This is a genomic window from Bradyrhizobium sp. AUGA SZCCT0158 (assembly GCF_018130065.1).
GTDB lineage: Bacteria > Pseudomonadota > Alphaproteobacteria > Rhizobiales > Xanthobacteraceae > Bradyrhizobium.
This window is the reverse complement of sequence record NZ_JAFCME010000024.1, coordinates 34944-56521: the sequence shown is the minus strand read 5'-3', so window position 1 is coordinate 56521 and position 21578 is coordinate 34944. Positions and strand designations below refer to the sequence as shown.

The following is a 21578-nucleotide window of genomic DNA, read 5'->3' as shown; positions in this document are numbered from 1 at the left end:
TGGATTTGAAGGATAATGGGATGAACTTCGATGACACCCCGCAGGAGGCCGCGTTCCGCGCCGAGGCGAAGGCCTGGATCGGGGCCAATGCGCCGAAGCAGTACGAGGAAGAGCTGCGCAAATCCTCGCTCGGCCGCACCGTGCTCAAGGGCGCCAACATCCTCGAGGTCGCAAAGGCCTGGCAGAAGAGGAAAGCCGACGCCGGCTGGGCCTGCCTGCACTGGCCAAAGGAATATGGCGGCCGCGGCTCGTCGCCGATCGAACGCGTGATCTGGCAGCAGGAGGAAGGCCCGTTCGGCAAACTCTCGGGCATGTTCATCATCGGCCACGGCATGTGCGGCCCGACCATGATGGCGTTCGCGGGCGAAGAGGAGAAGCGGAAGTACCTGCCGCCGCTGGCCTCGGGCGAGAAGGTCTGGTGTCAGCTGTTCTCCGAGCCCGCCGGCGGTTCCGACGTCGCGGGCCTCCGCACCCGAGCCGAAAAGAAGGGCGACGACTGGATCATCAACGGCCAGAAGATCTGGACATCAGGCGCGCATTATTCTGACTATGGCATCCTGCTGACGCGCACCGATCCCAACGTCGCCAAACACAAGGGCCTCACCATGTTCTTCCTGGACATGAAGAGCCCGGGCGTCGAGGTGCGACCGATCAAGCAGGCCAGCGGGCAATCCGATTTCAACGAGGTCTACTTCACCGACGTGAAGATCCCGGATTCGCAAAGACTCGGCGCCGTCAATGACGGCTGGAACGTCTCGCTGACCACGCTGATGAACGAGCGCATGTCGATCGGCGCCGGCGTTTCCACCGGCTTTCCGGAGCTGTTCGATTTCTGCAACAGCCTGATGCTCGACGATGGTCCCGCGATCGAGGATCGCAATGTTCGCTCGAGGCTTGCGAACTATGCGGTGAAGGCGAGCGGGCTGAAGTACACCAGCATGCGCGCGATCTCGGCGCTGTCGAAGGGCGATCGCCCGGGACCTGAAAACTCCATCGGCAAGCTGGTCGCCGGTTCGATGGTGCAGGAGGTCGCGATGTATGCGCTCGATCTGCAGGGCGCCGCCGGCGTGCTGAGCGGGCCGGAGGACGCGGAGGTCGCCGGAAAATTCCAGGCCATGCTGCTGCGTGCGCCGGGCACCCGCGTCGAGGGCGGCACCGACGAGATCATGCGCAACATCATTGCCGAACGCGTGCTTGGGCTGCCCGGCGACATCAGGGTCGACAAGGACGTGCCGTTCAACAAGATTCCGACCAAGGGAAGAGCGTAACAAGAATAGTAGGGTGGGTTAGCGAAGCGTAACCCACCATTGCCAGCAACGAAGCTTGATAGAGCTGGTGGGTTACGCCTTCGGCTAACCCACCCTACGAAGAAAAAGAGGTCCGCCAATGAACTTCGACGATACCCCGCAGGAAGCCGAATTTCGCGCCACCGCCCGCAAATGGATGGAGGCCAACGCGCCGAAGAAATACGAGGCGGAGCTTTCCAAATCCTCGCTCGGCCGCATCCGGCTGGAGAAGGAAGAGATCGTCGATGTCGGCAAGGCCTGGCAGAAGAAGAAGGCCGAAGGCGGCTGGGCCTGCCTGCATTGGCCGAAGGAATATGGCGGCCGCGGCGCCACGCCGATCGAGAAAGTGATCTGGCAGCAGGAAGAGGGCGTCTACGGCAAGCTGACGCAGCCGTTCCAGATCGGTGAGGGCATGTGCGGTCCGACCGTGATGGCGTTCGGCAGCGAGGAGCACAAGCGCCATTATCTGCCGAAGCTTGCGTCCGGCGAACATATCTGGTGCCAGCTGTTTTCGGAGCCGGCCGGTGGTTCCGACGTCGCGGGCCTGCGCACCCGTGCCGAGAAGAAGGGCGACGACTGGATCATCAACGGCCAGAAGATCTGGACCTCGGGCGCGCATTATTCCGACTACGGTCTGTTGATCACCCGCACCGATCCCAACGTGCCCAAGCACAAGGGCCTGACGATGTTCTTCCTCGACATGAAGAGCAAGGGCGTCGAGGTGCGCCCCATTAAGCAGGCAAACGGCATGCAGGAGTTCAACGAGGTGTATTTCACCGATGTGGTGATCCCGGACAGCCAGCGTCTCGGCGCGGTCGGTGACGGCTGGAACGTCTCGCTGACCACGCTGATGAACGAGCGCATGTCGATCGGCTCGCGGCTGGCGACCGGCTTCCCCGAAATGTTCGAGTTCTGCTCCAATCTGATGACCGAAGACGGGCTTGCGATCGATGATCCCGCCACACGCTCCAAGCTTGCGAGTTGGGCGGTAAAGGCCAGCGGGCTGAAATACACCAGCTACCGCGCGATCTCGTCGCTGTCGAAGGGCGAACGTCCCGGACCGGAGAACTCGATCGGCAAGCTGGTGTCGGGCACGATGCTGCAGGACATCGCGACCTACGCGATGGACCTGGAGGGCGCGGCCGGTGCGTTGACCGGCGCCGACGAGGAAGCCGCAAGCGGCCAGTTCCAGCAGATGCTGCTCTCTTCGCCGTCGATGCGTATCGCCGGCGGTACCGACGAAATCCTGCGCAACATCATCGCCGAGCGCGTGCTCGGCCTGCCCGGCGATATCCGTGTCGACAAGGACGTGCCGTTCAACAAGATCCCGACCAAAGGGCGATGACCATGGATGCAAAAGCGCCGAAGGCGCGCTACGCCAGCGAAGATCGCATCGGCGTGCTCGAAGAGTTGCTCGGCGAGCGCTATTCGGTGCGCGCCTTCCTGCCGCGCGAGGTGCCGCGCGAGACCATCGAGCATATTCTCACCGTGGCGCAACGCACCGCGTCATGGTGCAACAGCCAGCCATGGCAGGTGCTGATCGCGAGCGGCGAAGCCAAGGAGCGGTTTCGCAAGGCGATCTATGGCGAGGCTTCGTCGGGCGCCAAGGACGACCATGATTTCACGCCGCCGCGTGAATATCTCGGCGTCTATCTCGAGCGCCGGCGCGAGAGCGGCTTCCAGCTCTACAACACGCTCGGGATCACCAGAGGCGATAAGATGGCCTATGCCAAACAGGCGCTGGAGAATTACAATTTCTTCGGCGCGCCGCATGTCGCTGTTATTCACACCGACGAGCCGCTCGGAGTTTACGGCGCGGTCGATTGCGGCGCCTATGTCGGCAATTTCATGCTGGCGGCGCAGGCGCTCGGTCTCGGCACCATTCCGCAGGCAGCATTAGCGCGGCATTCCGGGCTGATCCGCCGTCACTTCAATCTCGCCGATGACCGGCGCGTGGTCTGCGGCATTTCGTTCGGCTTTGCCGACAATGCGCACAAGGTCAACAGCTACCGGACCTCGCGCGCAAGCGTGGCCGATACCGTGACGTTCTTCGACGAATAGAACACCTATCGCGACAAACGCGTGAGCGTTTGCGCGGAGATAGCGCGCACAGGAAAAGCCCCGATCGCCAATGGCGGCCGGGGCTTTTCGCTATCTGAACTCAGACGAGATCAGTAGGCGCAGACATTGACGGTGCGCAGGCGCAGGCCGCGACGGGTTTCGACCCAGCGCTGCTGGATGCAGTCGTTGTAGCCGTAGCCGGTGTTGAGGTAGACGCCGCCGAAGCCAAGGCCAAAACCATGGCCCCAATAGCCGTGGTGGTGGTGATGATGGAAGGGGCCGGCGGCGGCGGGCGCAGCAGCGGCGAAGGTGAGGGCGGTGGCGGCGATCAGTCCGAGGGTGACCTTGCGAAGCATCGTATTCTCCAGTTTGTATGGCGCGGGGGCCGTTGTTTCGTCCCTGCACCTTCGTCGGCGCGACGTGAATATTCGTTCACGCCGGTTCTGGAGAATCGTGTTTCAGGAGTGTTTCGTGGCGGCGGAGGGTTCGACACGTTTTCTTCCCCTCTCCCCTTGTGGGAGAGGGTGGCTTCGCGCAGCGAAGACGGGTGAGGGGTTCTTTCTCACGGTAAGATTTCGAGATGCGGATAGAGACCCCTCATCCGGCGCCATAGCCGATGCAGAGCATCGGCGTTCTAAGAACGGCGGCCGAAGGCCGCCTATGCCACCTTCTCCCACAAGGGGAGAAGGGAAGGATTCAAAACTTCGGCGCCCTCTTTTCCGCGAACGCCTTGATGCCTTCCTTGATCTCGTTGCCGCGCATGCTCTCGCGGTGGCGCTGGTTCGCGGCGGCCTCGTCGAGCTTGCCACGGGCGAATTCGTTAATGGCACGTTTCATGCCGCGCATCGCGACAGGTGCGTTGCCGGCGAGGATGTTCGCAAGCTTGCCTACTTCCTCGTCAAGCATCTCCATCGGCACCATCGCGGTGAGATAGCCGATCCGCAGCATCTCGGGCGCCGAGATCTTCTCCGCCGTCAGAAACAATTTCTTGGCATTGTCGACGCCAAGGCGCGTCACGTAACGCTCGATGCCGCTCTTGTAGTAATGCAGGCCGAGCCGCGCCGCCGGCATGAACATTTCAGCCGTATCGACGCCGATGCGGAAATCGCAGGCCAGTGCCAGATCGGTCGAGCCGCCATAGACGCCGCCATTGAGCCGGCAGATCGTCGGCACCCCGAGATCTTCCAGGCGGTTGACCACCACCTCGAACGCGGAGCCCGCGCTCTGCTCTTCCTGGGCGCTGACGGCGCGGTCGGCGACCGAATTGAGATCGTAGCCGGCCGAGAAGGCGCGGCCGGTGCCGGTCAGCACCAGCACCCGGATGCCAGGATCGGCCTCGATCCGGTCGAACAGTTTCACGAGTTCGCCGAGATCCTCGCTCTGCAGCCGGTTCAAATGTTTCGGCCGGTTGAGGCGGATGGTGGCGCGCGCGCCGCTGATGTCGAGGACCGGCGAGCTCGCCGCCGCGGCTGAATTGGGCATCTCGTTCTCCATTCTTGTTACTTGTGCTCTTGTTTGTTTTCTTGCGCGCGCCGTTTGGCCTCGGCGTCGATGACCCGGGCGAGGTCAGGATGCCGTGCCATCAGCAGGCGAAAATCGACGAGGTCAAGCACCAACAGCTTCGACGGCCGCGTGGTGCTGCCGAAAGTGCCCGCCGCAGGGAAGGCCGTCAACGACGGCCGGCAAACCGCGATATCGCGTCGAAATGCCCGCCGGCGCGGCTGCGCGGCAAGCCCGGGCGGGGGGTGAATTTTGTCGAATCCCGACAAATCGTCGTTTTTTCCCCGCATATCGAAAATAGCCTGCGGCCTTTACGATAGCGGCACTGCAATAAAATCGCGAAAAAATTCACTCCCTGAAAAATTGGTTGGCCTCCAATGGATCCGTCTCATTTGGCACAACACGCCGGCACCGCCGGCATGCTCTTCGCGTCGATCTTCGTGATCGCCACCACCACGATGCGGACCATGATTCCTTTGCGGGTGTTCGGCATTCTCGCCAACATCGCCCTGTTCCTGACCGCCATTCCGTCCCGTAATTATCTGGTCATGGTGGTGCAGGCGGCGATGCTGCTGGTCAATTCCTGGCGGCTGCACCAGATGCTGCAGCTCGTGCGCGACGTGAAAAAATCGGTCAACAGCGACCTGTCGATGGATTGGCTGAAGCCGTTCATGACCGAACGCGATTGCGCGGCCGGGGAGATGCTGTTCTACAAGGACGAGAAGGCCGAAGACATGCTCTACATCGTCAGCGGCAAGTTCAAGCTGGTCGAGTCCGGCATCGTCTTGCCGGTCGGCGCCATCGTCGGTGAGCTTGGCATGCTGTCGCCGTCGAACACGCGCACCCAGTCGCTGGAATGCGTCGAGGCCGGCCTCGTGCTGAGCGTCAGCTACAGCAAGGTCGAGGAACTCTACGTTCAAAACCCGGCGTTCGGCTTTTACTTCCTTCGCCTCGCCAGCGCCCGGTTGTTTCAGAACCTCGAGACGCTGCAGCACCAGCTCGCCCAGCAAACGGCGGCATCTGCCGCCGGGCCGAAACCCGCATAGAGGCCGGAGCCAAGGGAGTGTCAGACCGCGGTTTCCTGTCGTCGCTCCGTTATCTGTTCGCCGATTTCATCGGTGAAGAGGACGACACCCCGCCGTTTCTTCCCGAAGGTCTGCCGGAGGCTGTCACCGCAGTTGCAAGCGATGCCATCCACCTCCTGATCGAATATCAAAGCACCAGCTACGCGCAGCTTTACGTCGACCGGTTGCGGCGGTTCGTCGGCCGCAACGGGGTCGATGATGCGATGCTGGTCGAGATCGCGCGGCTGATGGCGGTGCGCATGAGCTATCAGGATCCGATCCGGATCGCGCAGCTCAAGCTTGCCGAATTCAACGAGGGGTCCGGCGGGAACTACAATCCGGTCGTCGATATCAGGAAGTTCCGGGTCGACGAACTGGTCAGCGCGCTCCCCGCCATTATCGCGGAATATCTGATCGATGTGCTTAACTGGGCGGGGTGGGCGCACAAGCGGATTTCCATGCGTTTCAGCGCGGCAAGCCGTCTCGGCGTTCGCCGCCTCAAGATTGAAGCCGGGCTGAAGCGGTGGCGGCGCTATTCGGTGCGTTACGCCAAGGAGCGGCTGTGGGTCGAACGCTGGCTTCACATGATTAGCCGCAGCCTGGACAAACAGCCGGCCGCGGCTTCCGAAATCGTGCAGACCGCGACCATGATCGAGGGCTATGGCGACGTCTACCGTCAGGGCATGGCGGACTGGAACGCGATCATCGACGGCCTGGCCAAGCCGACCTTCGACGGCGTGCTGGCGCTATCGGATCTGGCCGGAGCGGTAGCGGAAGCGCGCGCGGCGGCGCTGCCCGATCCGCGGCAGGCCGCGCTCAAGCGCAAGATCGAGGAAATCAGGGCGCGGGTCCCGGCCAGCGGCTCGAACGCCGCTGCGGGGTGACTCGCTTCACCTCTCCCGCTCTTGCGGGGTCGAGACGAGCGAAGCTCGCTCTTAGGTCGGATCGCATCGGCAGATGCGATCCGGGTGGGGGAAACTCTCTCCACACGAACAGTCTGACTCGTGGCGGCACCCCCACCCATAGCCGATGCTACGCATCGGCGTTCTTAAGCTCAAGGACGGCGGCCGTAGGCCGCCTACGCCTCCCCCGCAAGAGCGGGAGAGGGAGCGCAGCTCCGTCGTGGATGCACTTCGATCTAATCTCTGTACGGCTAAAGTCACGCGCTTTGCGCGGTCTTCACGGCTACCACCTTGTCGTCCTGGGGCGGCGGGTGCCGCTTCAGATGATCGCGGCGCATGCCGATTTCATCGCGCACGAATTCATAGCCGAGCTTGAACGTGTCCAGCCCGTCGCTGGAGATGGTGCCGTCGCGCAGCCCTATCACCACACGCCGAAGAATGGCTTCAAGTTGGTCCTGCAACTCGTCGAGTTGGTCGAGGGATTTGGCATCCGCCATCCGCTGCCCGATATCGAGGATGGCGGTGGCCAGCTGGCTGGCCTTTTCGGGCGCGACGCGTGTGACCTTGGTGTAGATGGTGGCGAACAGCGAGCCGATGATGCCGAGCGCCGCGATGGCAACATACATCAGGTCACTGTAGCGCTCCACGAACGACTTGATCTCGTCGTTGATGTATTCGGTAGCGCCGGGATGCGCGACGATGAAGGCATCCTTGTCGGTCGCGGCCGGTTCGATCCTGGAGGCGAAGCCGCCGTCGAGCGCGAGTTCGGCCTTGTTCTCGTAGATGATGCGCGCGAGGTCGCTGACGGTTGTCGTCGACAGATTTGACTGCGCGACCAGCAGCCATTGCAGCCCGATGGTCTCGATATCTTCCTCGGGCAGCGTCGGCGACGCCGACAGCATGCCGGTCGTGACCGTTTCCTCCGAAAGGGCAGGATGTTTCCGGGTGATCGCCTTCGCGGCGTCGATCGCGTTCAGCGTGAAGCCGCCGCGCCTGGCATGTTGCTCGTAACTCCTGTCCTTTACGACCTTCGAGGCATGGACGACCGCGACCACGGCGCCGAAGCCCGACGCGAACAGCCTGTCGAAGGTCGACCCCGGCGGTGCCATCTGGATTCGCGCCGCTGCTTCCGGCTGCTCGGAAAGCTCGAGCATGTTCCGGATCAGCGTGACGCTACTCTCGCGGTCGGCGACGACGGCGATCCTCTTTTTCTTCAGTTCGGTGACGGTCTTGATCTTTTTGCCGGCGGGACTGATCAGCAGCAGCAGGTCGTGTTCAAGGATCGCAACCGCGCGCGCCCGGGACGGGATTTTCGCGTCGGTGCGCAAAATCGCCAGGTTGGCTTCCTTGCGGTCGAACTGGGCGACCGCCTTGGCGTTGTCGGCGTTGGGCACGATCTTGAGGTGCAGCCGCGACGAATTGTTCTTCAGGACGGCGGCAAGCCGGGCGGCAAAGCGCGCTTCGGGCCCATTGGCTTCGCCGACGGCAAAGACCAGCGTCTCCGAATTTCGCAGCAAAGCCCGGCCGCCCCACATCGTTGCGGCGGTGAGAATCAGGGTCAGGATCGAAAACAGCACGATCTGGGAGCGGTTGCTCTTGACGACCGGCATACGGAGGCGCCGTGGCATACCGGGTTTTGGTGTTGGGGCCTCAGCACTCATGGCTATACCCGGTCGGAGGACATCCCGCCGCCAGATCGGCGTCGGAGGCCATCCAAATGAATTCGTAAATACCTAGAAACGAACGACAATTTCCTGCACGGCAATGATATCCTGCCCCCGCCGGATTGCAAATCGCCCCCCGCGGGTAACCTTACCCGCGCAGAGCTGCGCGCCGATGCCGCAGTATCGCCGTTGGGCCACACCACGCTTTTTTCCAGCCACTCACAGGTGCATTCCGGTCCGGGAGGTGCCATAAATAACGGCAACGTTCACGTCCGGGTTCGAGAAGAAAATTCGCTGACAGCCTAGACCCCCGGTTTTATTGCCACCTCGTTAGTCCCAGCAAAGGGCGTCAGCTTTGTTGTTTCCTTCCATGTCGTCGTCGGTCCCGGTTGGTGCGCTGATAGGATGGATGTTGCTTCTTACGGTGAAGCACATCATTGCCGACTTCATTTTTCAGACGTCCTGGATGGCGATCGGCAAGGACCAGAAGACCGGCTGGGCGATGCCGTTGCTGGCGCACTGCTCGGTGCATCTCGTGACATCGTTGCTGCTGATCATGGTGGTCGCGCCACGGTTCTGGTTCGTCGCCTTCATCGATTTCGCCATTCACCTCACGATCGACCGCATCAAGGGGATCTGCGCATCGTCCTTCGGGGTGACGCTGGAGAACGAGCATCCCTGGTTCTGGACGCTGATCGGCGTCGATCAGGCGCTGCACCATCTGACCGGCTTCGGCCTGGCGATCTACATGGCCGCGAACTGATCCGGTCAGAGCGTTTTCCAGCGAAGTGGATACCGGTTCGCGTAAAGAAAACGCGTCAAAACAAGAATCGGACCGGAGTATTCCGGATAGGCACCAGCCTCCCTCACGCATAGCCTGCCGGGTCTGCACGTGACCGCCGTCCAGCCCGTGGCGGCAGGGATTTAGGCGCCATTCGCGCCAGGCGAATCACCGGCCGCGCCGGTCCGATTTGGTCGAAACTGGCAAGAGCACCGGAACACTACTGGTACGGGTGGTTAACCTTTCGTTAGAGTATTGCACTGCATCTTCCGCATAGGGAGAACCGCAATGTTTTCAAGCCGCGACGCCTTCGAGAACGATTTCTGCCCCGTTAGGGACGAGTTGCTCGGCGAGATGTACCGCGCCAACGCCAACGGGCTGCCGCTTCTGGTGGAGAGTGTCTCCTCCGAGACGCGCGCCATGCTGGCGCTGTTCTGCTACCGCCGCAGCCACCTGCACTCGCTGGCCCTCGCCATTGCCGCCAGCTGCACCGAGCGCGAGCTGATCTCGCTGGGCGGGCGCGTCGGCTCGACTCTCTACGCGCTGTCCCGCGAACCGGCCGCGCGCTCCACGCCCTCGTCGTCCTACGGCAACCGCAAGCCGATCACGCTCTCGACCAAGCCGCTCTCCACCTTCGCTCCGATTGAAGATCTCGACGACGAAGACCTCGCCGAAGCGGTGCCGGCTTAAGTTTTTCCGCACGTCGTCCCGGCGAAGGCCGGGAGCCATACGCCGCGGCCGTTGTGATGCGGCAAGCGGGTAGGGACTTTTCAACAACAAGCATCGTGGCTAGGCCTTCGCCGGGACGACAGCGGTGAGGCTACACCAACACCGCCAGCCCATGCCGCTTCCGCGCCATCGCGCATTCGGGGTCGCCGGGCATGCAGGTCCGGCATACCTCCGGCCGCACCGCATAGATGGTGCACGCCGTCGCCTCGCCGACCTTGCCTGACAACGCCGAACAGCGGTCGCCGTCGCAGCGCATTCCCGACAGCCGATCGTTGACGAATTTCTCCGGGATCAGGTCGAGGTCGGCATCATCCTCGGTCGTGAAGCGCGGCCAGTTCCGGGAATAGCTGCAGCAAGCGCCGCAGGCCTGGCAGGGGCTTTCGCTGGCAGATGTTGATCCGGCTTCATCCATGCTGCCGTTTAGCGCGGAATGAAGCGTCCGGCCAGTGACACGCTCCGTCATTCCGGGCACGCGTCTTCGCGTGAACCTCAGATGTGCCATTGCACATCGGGGAATCTCGAGGTTCCGGGTTCGACACTACGTGTCGCCCCGGAACGACACTATGTATCCTTCGGGGCTTCCCAGACCAGGCTGCGCCGCCATTTCGCCCGCAGCAAATCGCGCCGCTCCGGATATTTCTCGTCGTGATACACCGCGTCGACGACCCGGTCGGTGCGAAAGCTGCGAAAATCCTTCCGCAGCTCGCACCACGCCGCCATGATCCGCACCGCCTCGTGATAGCCGATGGCGATCGGCCAGATCGTGCGCTTGCTCTCGCGGCCATGTTCGTCGCGATAGTCCAGGGTGATCTTCTTGCCCTCGTGAATCTGGGCGCGTGTCCGCACCATGTCGATACGGTCCGGTTCCCGGTTCCAGACCGACCGCGCCCGGCTTGCAGGTTCGAGAACGAAAGGCCGCAACCGTTCCGGGACCGTGTCGGCGATCTTCGCCATCAGGTCCTGCGCGGCGCGCGCCAGCACGGGATCGGCGTGACCTACGACCCATTGCGCGCCGAGCACCGCGGCTTCGATCTCGTCGGGCGTCAGCATCAACGGCGGCAGGTCGAACCCCTTCTCCAGGATGTAGCCCATGCCGGCCTCGCCGCGGATCGGTACGCGCTGTTCGATCAGGGTTGCGATGTCGCGATAGATGGTGCGTTTCGAGGTCTCGAGTTCGGCCGCGATCGCGTCCGCCGTCAGCGGCTTTCGCGTGCGCCGGAGCACCTGAATGATCTGGAACAGCCGGTCGGCGCGTCTCATGGCGAGTCTCTTTTCTGGTCGCTTTTCGCAAGTCCACTTTTCATAGGTCCGCCTGGCCGATGCTGACAGCATGTTGGCAGCAGGGGGTCTGTATATCGGGACAACACCTCAACTGAAGGGAATTTGTCCATGACGATTTTCAGCCAATTCGGTCCCCTGGAAAGCCGCCGGCGTCTTGCGAATAGCCAGGTCTTCGCCCTGGAACAGCTGGTTTCCATCCACAGCGTCACGTCAGATTTGCGCTGGGCGATGGTCGAGCTGGCATGGCGCTCATTGACCGCAATGTGCGCCCTTGCGCAAGGGCAGTTCCTTGCCTGGGCCCGCGGGCGACGCCGTGCGTCGCAGGAAGAGGAAGGTCATGGCCGGCACTGCTGCTGCTGACACCACGGTGGCAGCAGGGCGTCGCTAGGCTTTCCCCACGTTCTTACGGAGATCAGGAGTTTTTCGGATGATCACGCTCTATGGTTTCGGCACAGGCTTTGGCTTGCCGGAAATCAGCCCCTTTGTGACCAAGACCGAGGTCCAGCTGAAGATGGCTGGACTTGCCTATCACAAGGAGAAGGCGATGCCGCCGGCCTCGCCCAAGGGGCAGCTGCCATACATCGTCGACGAGGCCGAGAGCATCGCCGATTCCACCTTCATCCGCGCCCATATCGAGGGCAAATACGGCTTCGATTTCGACGCGCCGCTGAGCTTGCAGGCGCGGGCGCAGGCCTGGGCGTTCGAGCGGATGATCGAACATCACGTCTATTGGGCACTGGTCGGCGCCCGCTGGGTCGATACCGAGAATTTCGCCAAGGGACCGGCGCACTTCTTCGACGGCGCGCCGGAGCACATGCGCGAGAAGCTGCGCGAGGATGCGCAGTTCCGGGTGGCGGAGAACTACTTGCTGAGCGGTCTCGGCCGCCACGCCCCGGAAGAGGATGTCGACCTTGCGGTCCGTTCGCTGTTTGCGCTGTCGGTTCAGCTCGGCGACAAGCCCTATCTGTTTGGCGACACGCCTTGTGGCACCGATGCCACCGCTTTCGGTGCGATTGCCGGCATCCTGACGCCGTACTTCGAATCTCCGCTGCGCCAGCAGACCGAGAAGTTCGGCAACCTGACCGCCTATGTCGACCGGATGATGCTGCAATATTATCCGGAATTCGGCTGGGCGCCGCTGCAGCAGGAGGCTGCGTAGTCGGGTCCGTTCACGCATCTCCGGCGCGCCGGGCAGGGACCGGCACGCCCAGCGATCTGAGTGATCTCCGTCACATCGCATGACATTGAGCAGGCCTACGTTCCCGATCACAGCAGGCGATACTCGCGCTGCACAAATCGGAGAATGACCATGACGATCAAGAAACTCATTGTGTCGGCGATTGCAGTTCTCGCTCTGAGCACTGCCTCGCTGTCCAGCGCGGCTTTCGCCGGCGGGCGCCACGGTGGCCACGGGCACGGCGGCCATGGCCACGGCCATCATCACCACGGCCATCACCACCACGGGCATCACCATCATGGCCATCATCATCATGGCCATCACCACCACGGCCACCACCATCACGGCCACTACCACCACGCCCATGGCTACGGCTGCTGGCGGGTGACCTCCTACGGCGTGATCAACGTTTGCCGCAGCTATTATTGATCGGCTGACGCGTAAGAGAACTCGCCCGCAGACGAAGCGGGCGAGTTTTCATTGAACTGACTAATTCGCCGATGCAGGCTGGCCCTTCAATGCGGCCAGTTCCGCCTCGAGCTCCGCGATCCGGGCGTCGCGAGAGGCCAGGGCGGTCGCGACGTCGCCGGCGTCGAATTTTTGCGGAATGTGCTGCGGGCAATTGGTGTCCCATGCCGAGATCCGGAACAGGATGACCTGTTCCGGCCGCGCCTTGTATCCCTTCGGCATCAACGCCTGCGTCAGCGCGGGGTCGTCATCGACCACGCGCGCCTCGCCCCAGATCTTGACGCGCCTGCGGTGCGCATAGTCCATCACGAAGATATACGCTTGCGGGTTCTCCGAGAGATTGCCTTGCGTAATGTATTGCCGGTTGCCGCTGTAGTCGGCGAACGCGATCGTGTTCTTGTCGATGATTTTGACAAAGCCCTTCGGGCCGCCGCGATGCTGGATGTAGGGGTGGCCGGCGGCCGAGGCGGTGGCGAAATAGAAACTGTTCGTTTCGCCGAGGAAGCCCGCGAGGTTCTCGTCGATCTCGGTGCGCCAGCCGCCGTTTTCTTCGACGCGGGCATAGGCGTCGCGCGATCCCTTACGGGCCTGCACCGCCTTCACCGCCGGGGTGAAGGCGACGTCGCTGGAATAGGTGTGAACGTCTGACATTGGGGTTGCTCCTGCCAAGTTCGGTGGCGCCGGTGCGCCTCTGCTGGGTCATAAGATGCTCTCACCTGGAATTAAAACAATCATTCCGATTGACACGACACTATTGCAATATATGAAATAATGGCATGGACCGTATCGATGCCATGCAGGCCTTTGTCACCGTCGCCGATCTGCAGGGCTTTGCCCCCGCCGCGCGCAAGCTCGGGCTGTCGCCGTCAGGCGTGACGCGGTTGATCGCGGCGCTGGAGCACCGTCTCGGTGCCCGGCTGCTGCAGCGGACCACGCGATCCCTGACGCTCACCGATATCGGCGCCCGTTACCTGGAGCGCGCCCGCCAGATCCTCAGCGACGTCGAGGAGGCCGAAAGCGCCGCCGAGGGCGAGCGCACCAGGCCGGGCGGCCGGCTGTCGGTATCCGCCCCGAACGGTTTTGGCCGGCTTCACGTCAGCCCTGTGATGACGGCCTATCTGAAACGCTATCCCGACGTCTCGGCGGAGCTTCGGCTGTCGGACCGCATGATCAATCTGGTGGAGGAGGGCGTCGATCTCGCGGTGCGGATCGGCCATTTGCCGGACTCGACATTGGTCGCGCGCCATGTCGGCGAGATGCGGCGGATCGTGGTGGCCTCCAAGGATTATCTCAAGCGGCGCGGCGAGCCCAAGACGCCGGAGGCGATCGCTACGCACGATACCATCCATTTCGGCGCCATGACCGCTGCGCCGGACTGGCGCTTCGCCGCCGAGGAGCGCGAAATTCGCGTCTCGAGCACGCCGCGGTTTACCTCCAACAGCGCCGACGCCGCGATCCAGTATGCGGAAGCGGGCGGCGGCCTGACCCGGGTGCTGGCCTATCAGGCCGCCGATTCACTGAAAGCAGGAAGGCTCCGTATCGTGCTGGCGGAATTCGAGCAGCCGGCGCTGCCGATCCACATCGTCTATCCGACCTCGCGGCTGCTGTCGGCCAAGGTGCGGACATTCATCGATCTGGTGACCGAAATAGCCGACTGGCATTTCGGATAACTATCGTGCCCCGGACGCAGCGCAGCGCGCTTGCGGTGCGCTGCAGAGCCGGGGCCCATCTTCCGCGTGGGTCCCGGTTCTGCGGAGCGGCGTGAAGAACGCCGCACCGCGCCCGGGACACGAGATGGTGAAGTCAGGCCGCTGCTTCCTTCTTCGGCACCACGCGGAACGTCGCATTGGCGCGCGCGATCACGACGTCGTCGGCCTTGATCAGGCTTTGCGCAAAGCAGATCGTGCGGCCGGTCTTGATCACCTCGGTCTCGATCGCGAGCCATTGCCCGACCTCCGCGGTGCCGATGAAGTCGACCGCGAGCCCGATCGTCACGAACGACGTCGTCCAGTTCGTCGCCTGCGCGCAGCTGTAGCCCATTGCATTGTCGGAGAGGGCCGCGATCAGCCCGCCATGGATCAGCCCGCGGCCGTTGGTGTGCGGTCTTGCAAGTCGCAGCCCGATGATCACGGCCTTGTCGGTCCGCTTGGCATAGAGCGGCTCCCACGGCTCGGTGAGCGGGCTCTTGCGGGTGTGGAGCTCAAAACCATCGGGGATGACTGTCATGTGTGGCTCGCATGCTGACGATGTCTCTCGTCATTGAACGCAACGCGCCTGCAAAGTCACCGCCTACAAAGTTTTAAACGGGATTCGCACGGGTGTTTGAAATGCAGGACGATCCCTCCCTGTCATTGCGAGCGAAGCGAAGCAATCCATGGCGCCCCCGGGGAGAGATGGATTGCTTCGTCGCTTCGCTCCCTTGCGCAAACGCTTCGCGTTTGTCGCAGGCAATGAAGGTAGTGAGCTACAACGGCAACCCCACGTAATTCTCCGACAGCGACGTCGACGCGGCTTTCGAACTGACCAGGTATTCCAGCTCGGCCAGCTGAATCCGCGCGCCGAACTCGCCCTGGTCGGGGAATTTGTGCAGCATCGAGGTCATCCACCACGAGAAGCGCACCGCCTTCCAGACCCGCGTCAGCGCGCGTCCCGAATAATTGTCGATCCCGGCACTGGATTTCTCGTCGTAATATTCGCGCAGCGCGCTCGAGAGGTAATGCACGTCGCTGGCGGCCAGGTTCAGTCCCTTGGCGCCGGTCGGCGGCACGATGTGGGAGGCATCGCCGGCCAGGAACATTTTTCCGAACCGCATCGGCTCGGCGACAAAGCTGCGCAGTGGCGCGATGCTCTTTTCGATCGACGGCCCGGTGACGAGTTCATCGACCGCCTTCTGGTCGAGCCGTCGTTTCAGTTCGTCCCAGAACCGCTCGTCCGGCCATTGATCGATATGGTCGTCCAGCGGGCATTGCACGTAATAGCGGCTGCGGTGGGTCGAGCGCATGGTGCACAGCGCAAAGCCGCGCGCATGGTTGGAATAGATCAGCTCAGGGCTGACCGGCGGGGTTTCCGAAAGAATCCCAAGCCAGCCGAACGGATAGATCCGCTCAAAGGTCTGGATCGCCGAAGGTTTCACGCTGGCGCGACTGACGCCGTGAAACCCGTCGCAGCCGGCGATGAAGTCGCAGGCGATCTCGTGAGTGACGCCGTCCTTGGTGTAGGTGACGCGCGGATGATCGGTGTCGAAATCATGCGGTTTGACCTCACTGGCCTGATAGACCGTGGTGAGGCCGGCGGCCTTGCGCGCGTTCATCAGGTCGAGCGTCACCTCGGTCTGGCCGTAGATCATGACCGTCTTGCCGGTCGCCGCGTGCATGTCGATGCGGTGCCGCGCGCCGCCGAACGCCAGTTCCACGCCATGGTGCACCAGGCCCTCGCGATGGGCGCGCGCGCCGGCGCCGACCTCGTCGAGCAGCGCCACGGTGCCCTCTTCCAGGAGGCCGGCGCGGATGCGGCCGAGCACATATTCCGGGGTCTGGCGCTCGAGAATGACGTTATCGATGCCGTAGCGGTGAAGTAGTTGCCCAAGCAACAATCCAGCCGGCCCGGCACCTATGATTGCGACTTTAGTCCGCAATTGTTTGCTCCCATGGTCTGATACAGATTGGCACGCCGACGCTTGCGCGAGGTGTTGCAATGATAATTATATCATATAACAATTTTCGCAAACAGCGTTGGCGCGAAACATTGTCGTTTGTTGCGCTGCACCGCAAGGCCGTCCTGTCGACGGACGCCTGGAAGCGTCGCACCAAACGTCCGGCTTGAAAAGCCGCGCCAACTATATAACATGTTAACTAACAAGACCGGGCGCCAAGCCCGCCTTCATGCGCAAAGGGAGAGAATGCCGATGAGAAAAGCGTTTTTGGCGCTGCTGCTCGCCGCCAGTGTGACACCTGCGATGGCGCAGGAAAAAAACTTCGAATTGAAATTGTCGCATTGGGTGCCGGCGTCGCACCCGCTGCAGAAGGCGCTGGAAGACTGGGGCTCCGCAGTCGAAAAGGAATCCGGCGGCACCATCAAATACAAGGTGTTCCCGGCCCAGCAGCTCGGCAAGGCGTTTGACCATTATGACATGGCGCGCGACGGCATTGCCGACGTCACCTATATCAACCCGGGTTATCAGCCCGGCCGTTTCCCGATCATCGGCGCCGGCGAATTGCCGTTCCTGATGTCGGACGCCAAGGGCGGCTCGATGGCGCTCGACGCCTGGTACCGCAAATATGCCGAGAAGGAGATGAGGGACGTCAAGTTCTGCCTCGGCTTCATTCACTCGCCCTCGACGTTCCATTCGCGCACCAAGAAGATCGTGGTGCCCGACGACATCAAGGGCATGAAGATCCGTCCCGCCCACGCCACCATGGCGAATTACGTCACCCTGCTCGGCGGCACCAACGTGCAGTCCTCGGCGCCCGAGGTCCGCGACATCATCGAGCGCGGCGTCGCCGACGCCGTCACCTTCCCGTGGGGATCGGTGCTGCTGTTCGGCATCGACAAGGTGACGAAGTATCACATCGAGGCGCCTCTCTATGTCACGACCTTTGCCTTCGTGATGAACAAGGACAAATACAACCAGATGTCCGACCGCCAGAAGAAGGCGATCGACAACAACTGCAACACCGAGGCCGCCGGCCGCGTCGGCGAACCCTGGGGCATCTACGAGAACTCCGGTGTCGCCAAGATCAAGGCGCTGCCCGACCACGAAGTCTACAAACTGTCGCCGGAACAGACCGCGCTGTGGAAGAAGGCCTCCGAGCCGCTGGTCAAGACCTGGGCGGACAATGTCAAGAAAGCCGGCGGCGACCCGGATGCGGCGATGACCGCGCTTCGCGCCGAACTGACCAAGCACAACGCTTTGGCGCAGTAACGCGCTCCGCTGCGCCCCCTCTCCCGCTCTTGCGGGGGAGGGTCGGGGTGGGGGTGTCTCCGCAATAAGAATCTTCGTGTGGAGAGAGCCCCCACCCGGCGCTTCGCGCCGACCTCCCCCGCAAGCGGGAGAGGTGAACTGAGTTCCAGGCGCCACCTTGATCAACTCGCTTAAGTCTTAGGACCTCCCCACATGAATCGCGCTTCGATGGATCGTTTCATCGATACGATCGAATGGATCGCGGCGGCGTTTGTCGGCATCGTCGCCGCCAACATTTTCCTCGCCGTGCTGCTGCGTAACATCTTCAACTACTCGATCCCGGATTCCTTCGACATCGGCCGCATGATGCTCGGCATCCTGATCTTCTGGGGCATCGCGGCGACCAGCTATCGCGGCGGGCACATCACCGTCGATCTGGTCTGGGCCAATGTCGGTCCGAGATACCAGCGCTGGATCGACGTGTTCGCGACCCTGGTCCTGCTGTTCGTCGTGGCGGTGCAGACCTGGACGCTGTTCGACAAGGTGCAGGGCACCTACAACGACAACGTCCTGACCTTCGACATGCGGATGCCGACCTGGCCGTTCTTCGCGATCGCGTGGGCCGGCGACGCCTCCGCGGTGCTGCTGATCGCGATCCGCACCTACCGCCTGATCTTCCATCCGGAAGACATCCATGATGCCAAAGAAACCACGGTGGAGTAGGGCATCATGAGCACCGACGCCGTTGCCATTCTCGGATTTGTCGCGCTGTTCGCGCTGATGCTGCTGCGCGTGCCGGTGGGCATGGCGATGGGCCTCGTCGGCGTCACCGGCTTTGGTTATCTGGTCGGCTTTACCCCGGCGCTCAAGATGGTCGGCCAGACCTCGATGCGCACGGTGACCGACTATACGTTCGGCGTCATTCCGATGTTCCTGCTGATGGGCGCCTTCGTCAGCAACTCCGGGATGAGTCGCGAACTGTTTCGCGCCGCCAACGGCTTCGTCGGCCATCTGCGCGGCGGCCTCGGCATTGCCACGGTCGCGGCCTGCGGCGGCTTTGCCGCGATCTGCGGCTCGTCGGTGGCGACGGCCGCGACGTTTTCCGCCGTCGCCTATCCGGAAATGCGGCGCTTCGGCTATCCGCAATCCTTCGCCACCGGCGTGATCGCGGCCGGCGGCACGCTGGGCGCGATGCTGCCGCCGTCGACGGTGCTGGCGGTCTACGGCATCATCACCGAGCAGGACATCGGCAAGCTGTTCATGGCCGGCATCATTCCCGGCCTGCTCGCGATGGCCATGTACATGATCACGATCTCGCTGATCGGCTGGTTCCGGCCCGACTTCCTGCCGAAGGGACCGCAAACCAGCTGGCGCGAACGCTTTGCCGGCCTGAAAGACATCTGGGCGCCGGTCTTGTTGTTCGTCTTCGTGATCGGCGGGCTGTACGGCCTGCCGTTCCTGCCGCGCTTCACGCCGACGGAAGCCGGCGGCGTCGGCGCCACCGGCGCGTTCCTGATCGGCGTGCTCACCGGGCGGCTGAACAAGGAAAAAATCCTGAACTCGCTGCTGCAGGCGACCCGCACCGCGGCCGCGGTCTTCACCGTGCTGATCGGCGCCTTGATCTTCGGCTATTTCCTCACGGTGACGCAGACCCCGCAAAAGGTCACCGAACTGCTCACCGGCCTCGGGCTCGGCCCCTACGGCATCCTCGCGCTGATCATGGTGATGTATCTGGTGCTGGGCTGCCTGATGGACGCGATGGCGATGATCATCCTGACGGTGCCGATCATCTTCCCCGTCATCATGCATCTCGGTTTTGATCCGATCTGGTTCGGCGTCATCATCGTGATGACGGTGGAGTTGGGCCTGATCCATCCGCCGGTCGGGATGAACGTCTTTGTCATCAAGAGCGTGGTCAAGGACGTGTCGTTCACCACGATCTTCCGCGGCGTGATCCCGTTCGTCGTGACCGACCTGATCCGCCTCGTGATCCTGATCGCATTCCCGATCCTGGCGCTCTGGCTCCCGCAACGCATGATGGGGTAATTCCATGACGCCGCAGCTTGAGACAAAGTATATCTTCACGCTTACCGTCCGCATCGGCGAGGTGACTTCGGCCGGCGAGACCGGCCACGGCGTGCGCCGGATCATCCCGATCCTGGGCGGCGAGGTGCAGGGCGAAGGCGTCAACGGCAAGATCTGCGCGTTCGGCGCGGATTTTCAGATCATCCGGCCCAACGAGCTGATCGAGCTGGAAGCCAAATACGCCTTCGAGACCGACGACGGCGCGACCGTCTATGTCGAGAACAAGGGGCTGCGTTTCGGCCCGGTCGATCTGCTGCAAAAACTCAAGCGCGGCGAGTCGGTCGATCCCAAGCTGATCTACTTCCGCACCGTGCCGAAATTCGAAACCGGCCACGAAAAATACCGCTGGCTGATGGAAAACCTCTTCATCGGCTCCGCCGCCCGCCACACCGACCGCGTCGTCATCGACGTGCATCAGGTGTTGTGAGCCTTTCGGAGTAGGCCGTAGGATGGGTTGAGCTCTTCGCGAAACCCATCACCTCACCGCGCGAGTGTGCCCGTATGACCGGCTATCGTCGCAACTTCGTTGCTGGAGGCTGCTTCTTCTTCACCGTCAATCTCGCGGATCGACGGTTGCGCCTCCTGACAGAGCACATCGATGAATTGCGCATGGCGTTTCGGAAGGTGCGGCAGCAGCATCCGTTCACGATCGACGCCATGGTCGTTCTGCCCGATCACCTCCACGCGGTATGGACACTCCCCGAGGGCGACGCCAATTTTGCCACACGCTGGCGACTGATCAAGTCGGTGTTCTCGCACAGCCTGCCGGCCGGCGAACAAATTTCCGGGAGCCGCGCGGCCAAGGGCGAGCGTGGCATCTGGCAACGCCGGTACTGGGAGCATACCGTTCGCGACGAGACCGACTTTGAGCGCCACGTCGACTACATCCATATCAATCCGGTGAAACATGGTCTCGTCGCGCGGGTTGTGGATTGGCCTTTTTCGTCGTTCCATCGCATGGTGAAGCTAGGCGTCTATCCTGAGGATTGGGCAGGCGTCGTGATGAACGAGGATGCAGGTTTTGGCGAACGGGGATAGATTTGCTGAGCAAGACGATGGGTTTCGCGAAGAGCTCAACCCATCCTACGCACTTAAAGCGTGACTATGTGTTACGTCGTCCCAATTGACGCAGAGCGTAGGATGGGTTGAGCTCTTCGCGAAACCCATCACCTTACCGCCCGAGCGTGCCCGCATGGCCGGCTACCGCCGCAACTTTGTTGCTGGAGAACTCGTCTCCGGGGAGATCACGGCATAAGCCGTAAAGCCATTGCGCAGGGAAGGCCGGGTGTTCTCCGCTGCCCTGTATGCTCGTGTGCAGCCTACTTAGTGCAAACCGCACACGAGACCGCGGGCGCAGCGCGCACCCGGTCTTCCCTGCGCCCTCTATTTTCGAGGGCAAAGGAATTTCTGGCAAAGCTCGGGCGCAATGCGTCGCGAGAAGGTGAAAGTGCGCTTAGTGCACGGTGCAGCTACAAACACCGTCGTCGTCCCGGGCTTGACCCCGGACCCACGCCGCGGCCTATCGGTGAAGACGCTGGCGTTAGACACCCTTTGCAACAATGACTGCCGCGGATTATGGGTCCCGGCTCAAGGCCGGGACGACGCAGAGGATTGACTCCGACGACGAGAGGATTGACTCCCTCGCCAATAGTTATAAAATATAACTATTCTGGACGGGAA

24 protein-coding genes and 1 pseudogene are annotated in these 21578 nt (G+C 62.4%); 16 read left to right on the top strand and 9 right to left on the bottom strand.

The window, feature by feature from the left end; translation table 11 throughout:
* Positions 1-20: 20 nt before the first annotated feature.
* The 3 genes from JQ574_RS27625 to JQ574_RS27615 all read left to right on the top strand — a co-directional run bounded on the left by JQ574_RS27625 (position 21) and on the right by JQ574_RS27615 (position 3347).
* Complete coding sequence (locus tag JQ574_RS27625; protein WP_212206098.1) at positions 21-1268, top strand: acyl-CoA dehydrogenase; 1248 nt, start codon at positions 21-23, stop codon at positions 1266-1268.
* A 118-nt stretch (positions 1269-1386) separates the two neighbouring features.
* The gene (locus JQ574_RS27620) at positions 1387-2631 is read left to right on the top strand and encodes an acyl-CoA dehydrogenase (protein ID WP_212206100.1); all 1245 of its coding nucleotides are present in this window, start codon (positions 1387-1389) and stop codon (positions 2629-2631) included.
* 2 nt (positions 2632-2633) lie between these two features.
* The gene (locus JQ574_RS27615; RefSeq protein ID WP_212206102.1) at positions 2634-3347 is read left to right on the top strand and encodes a nitroreductase; all 714 of its coding nucleotides are present in this window, start codon (positions 2634-2636) and stop codon (positions 3345-3347) included.
* A 110-nt stretch (positions 3348-3457) separates the two neighbouring features.
* On the opposite strand, the gene JQ574_RS27610 is transcribed toward JQ574_RS27615, so the two are convergent.
* The 3 genes and pseudogenes from JQ574_RS27610 to JQ574_RS27600 all read right to left on the bottom strand — a co-directional run.
* Positions 3458-3703: a hypothetical protein gene (locus tag JQ574_RS27610; RefSeq protein ID WP_192737077.1), complete on the bottom strand. Its 246-nt coding sequence runs from the start codon at positions 3701-3703 to the stop codon at positions 3458-3460.
* A 340-nt stretch (positions 3704-4043) separates the two neighbouring features.
* On the bottom strand, positions 4044-4829 hold the full coding sequence (locus JQ574_RS27605; protein WP_212206104.1) for an enoyl-CoA hydratase/isomerase family protein: 786 nt from the start codon (positions 4827-4829) through the stop codon (positions 4044-4046).
* A 17-nt stretch (positions 4830-4846) separates the two neighbouring features.
* Positions 4847-4987 (bottom strand): annotated as a pseudogene (locus JQ574_RS27600) (cyclic nucleotide-binding protein); the annotation flags it as partial.
* A gap of 237 nt (positions 4988-5224) precedes the next feature.
* Here JQ574_RS27600 and JQ574_RS27595 point away from each other — a divergent pair.
* On the top strand, positions 5225-5893 hold the full coding sequence (locus JQ574_RS27595) for a Crp/Fnr family transcriptional regulator (RefSeq protein WP_212206106.1): 669 nt from the start codon (positions 5225-5227) through the stop codon (positions 5891-5893).
* A gap of 17 nt (positions 5894-5910) precedes the next feature.
* On the top strand, positions 5911-6795 hold the full coding sequence (locus tag JQ574_RS27590; RefSeq protein ID WP_212206108.1) for a DUF6537 domain-containing protein: 885 nt from the start codon (positions 5911-5913) through the stop codon (positions 6793-6795).
* Positions 6796-7070: 275 nt separating this feature from the next.
* Here JQ574_RS27590 and JQ574_RS27585 read toward each other — a convergent pair whose 3' ends face one another.
* Positions 7071-8474, bottom strand: coding sequence for a TAXI family TRAP transporter solute-binding subunit (locus JQ574_RS27585; protein WP_212206110.1), 1404 nt, complete (start codon positions 8472-8474; stop codon positions 7071-7073).
* Between the two features lie 412 nt (positions 8475-8886).
* Here JQ574_RS27585 and JQ574_RS27580 point away from each other — a divergent pair, with 412 nt between their 5' ends.
* Both JQ574_RS27580 and JQ574_RS27575 read left to right on the top strand, forming a co-directional pair.
* Positions 8887-9240 carry a DUF3307 domain-containing protein gene (locus tag JQ574_RS27580; protein ID WP_212206112.1) on the top strand — a complete coding sequence of 118 codons (354 nt, stop codon included), beginning with the start codon at positions 8887-8889 and terminating at the stop codon, positions 9238-9240.
* Positions 9241-9546: 306 nt separating this feature from the next.
* The gene (locus tag JQ574_RS27575; protein WP_212206114.1) at positions 9547-9948 is read left to right on the top strand and encodes a hypothetical protein; all 402 of its coding nucleotides are present in this window, start codon (positions 9547-9549) and stop codon (positions 9946-9948) included.
* A 130-nt stretch (positions 9949-10078) separates the two neighbouring features.
* Here JQ574_RS27575 and JQ574_RS27570 read toward each other — a convergent pair whose 3' ends face one another.
* Both JQ574_RS27570 and JQ574_RS27565 read right to left on the bottom strand, forming a co-directional pair.
* Positions 10079-10399 (bottom strand): YkgJ family cysteine cluster protein, encoded by a 321-nt coding sequence (locus tag JQ574_RS27570; protein WP_212206845.1) that lies wholly within the window; start codon positions 10397-10399, stop codon positions 10079-10081.
* A gap of 149 nt (positions 10400-10548) precedes the next feature.
* Complete coding sequence (locus tag JQ574_RS27565; RefSeq protein ID WP_211999372.1) at positions 10549-11247, bottom strand: YafY family protein; 699 nt, start codon at positions 11245-11247, stop codon at positions 10549-10551.
* 129 nt (positions 11248-11376) lie between these two features.
* Between JQ574_RS27565 and JQ574_RS27560 the strand changes: the two genes are divergently transcribed.
* The 3 genes from JQ574_RS27560 (at position 11377) to JQ574_RS27550 (ending at position 12874) form a co-directional block, all read left to right on the top strand.
* Positions 11377-11628 carry a hypothetical protein gene (locus JQ574_RS27560; protein ID WP_212206122.1) on the top strand — a complete coding sequence of 84 codons (252 nt, stop codon included), beginning with the start codon at positions 11377-11379 and terminating at the stop codon, positions 11626-11628.
* Positions 11629-11695: 67 nt separating this feature from the next.
* Entirely contained in the window at positions 11696-12427 is a 732-nt protein-coding gene (locus JQ574_RS27555; protein ID WP_212206124.1) for a glutathione S-transferase family protein, read from the top strand.
* A 150-nt stretch (positions 12428-12577) separates the two neighbouring features.
* Positions 12578-12874, top strand: a complete 297-nt coding sequence (locus JQ574_RS27550; RefSeq protein WP_212206126.1) for a hypothetical protein — start codon at positions 12578-12580, stop codon at positions 12872-12874.
* Between the two features lie 60 nt (positions 12875-12934).
* Here JQ574_RS27550 and JQ574_RS27545 read toward each other — a convergent pair whose 3' ends face one another.
* Positions 12935-13564 carry a pyridoxamine 5'-phosphate oxidase family protein gene (locus JQ574_RS27545; RefSeq protein ID WP_212206128.1) on the bottom strand — a complete coding sequence of 210 codons (630 nt, stop codon included), beginning with the start codon at positions 13562-13564 and terminating at the stop codon, positions 12935-12937.
* Between the two features lie 125 nt (positions 13565-13689).
* On the opposite strand from JQ574_RS27545, the gene JQ574_RS27540 reads away from it, so the two are divergent.
* Positions 13690-14583: a LysR family transcriptional regulator gene (locus JQ574_RS27540; RefSeq protein ID WP_212206130.1), complete on the top strand. Its 894-nt coding sequence runs from the start codon at positions 13690-13692 to the stop codon at positions 14581-14583.
* Between the two features lie 133 nt (positions 14584-14716).
* Here JQ574_RS27540 and JQ574_RS27535 read toward each other — a convergent pair whose 3' ends face one another.
* On the bottom strand, positions 14717-15139 hold the full coding sequence (locus JQ574_RS27535) for a PaaI family thioesterase (RefSeq protein WP_212206132.1): 423 nt from the start codon (positions 15137-15139) through the stop codon (positions 14717-14719).
* A gap of 238 nt (positions 15140-15377) precedes the next feature.
* Positions 15378-16547, bottom strand: a complete 1170-nt coding sequence (gene pobA, locus JQ574_RS27530; RefSeq protein ID WP_212206134.1) for a 4-hydroxybenzoate 3-monooxygenase — start codon at positions 16545-16547, stop codon at positions 15378-15380.
* 270 nt (positions 16548-16817) lie between these two features.
* On the opposite strand from pobA, the gene JQ574_RS27525 reads away from it, so the two are divergent.
* The 5 genes from JQ574_RS27525 to JQ574_RS27505 all read left to right on the top strand — a co-directional run bounded on the left by JQ574_RS27525 (position 16818) and on the right by JQ574_RS27505 (position 20936).
* Entirely contained in the window at positions 16818-17834 is a 1017-nt protein-coding gene (locus tag JQ574_RS27525) for a TRAP transporter substrate-binding protein (protein ID WP_212206136.1), read from the top strand.
* Between the two features lie 192 nt (positions 17835-18026).
* Entirely contained in the window at positions 18027-18536 is a 510-nt protein-coding gene (locus JQ574_RS27520; protein WP_212206144.1) for a TRAP transporter small permease, read from the top strand.
* 6 nt (positions 18537-18542) lie between these two features.
* Positions 18543-19859: a TRAP transporter large permease gene (locus tag JQ574_RS27515; protein WP_212206146.1), complete on the top strand. Its 1317-nt coding sequence runs from the start codon at positions 18543-18545 to the stop codon at positions 19857-19859.
* 4 nt (positions 19860-19863) lie between these two features.
* The gene (locus tag JQ574_RS27510; RefSeq protein WP_212206148.1) at positions 19864-20325 is read left to right on the top strand and encodes a DUF3237 domain-containing protein; all 462 of its coding nucleotides are present in this window, start codon (positions 19864-19866) and stop codon (positions 20323-20325) included.
* A gap of 74 nt (positions 20326-20399) precedes the next feature.
* Positions 20400-20936 carry an REP-associated tyrosine transposase gene (locus JQ574_RS27505; protein ID WP_212206149.1) on the top strand — a complete coding sequence of 179 codons (537 nt, stop codon included), beginning with the start codon at positions 20400-20402 and terminating at the stop codon, positions 20934-20936.
* Positions 20937-21578: the final 642 nt, after the last annotated feature.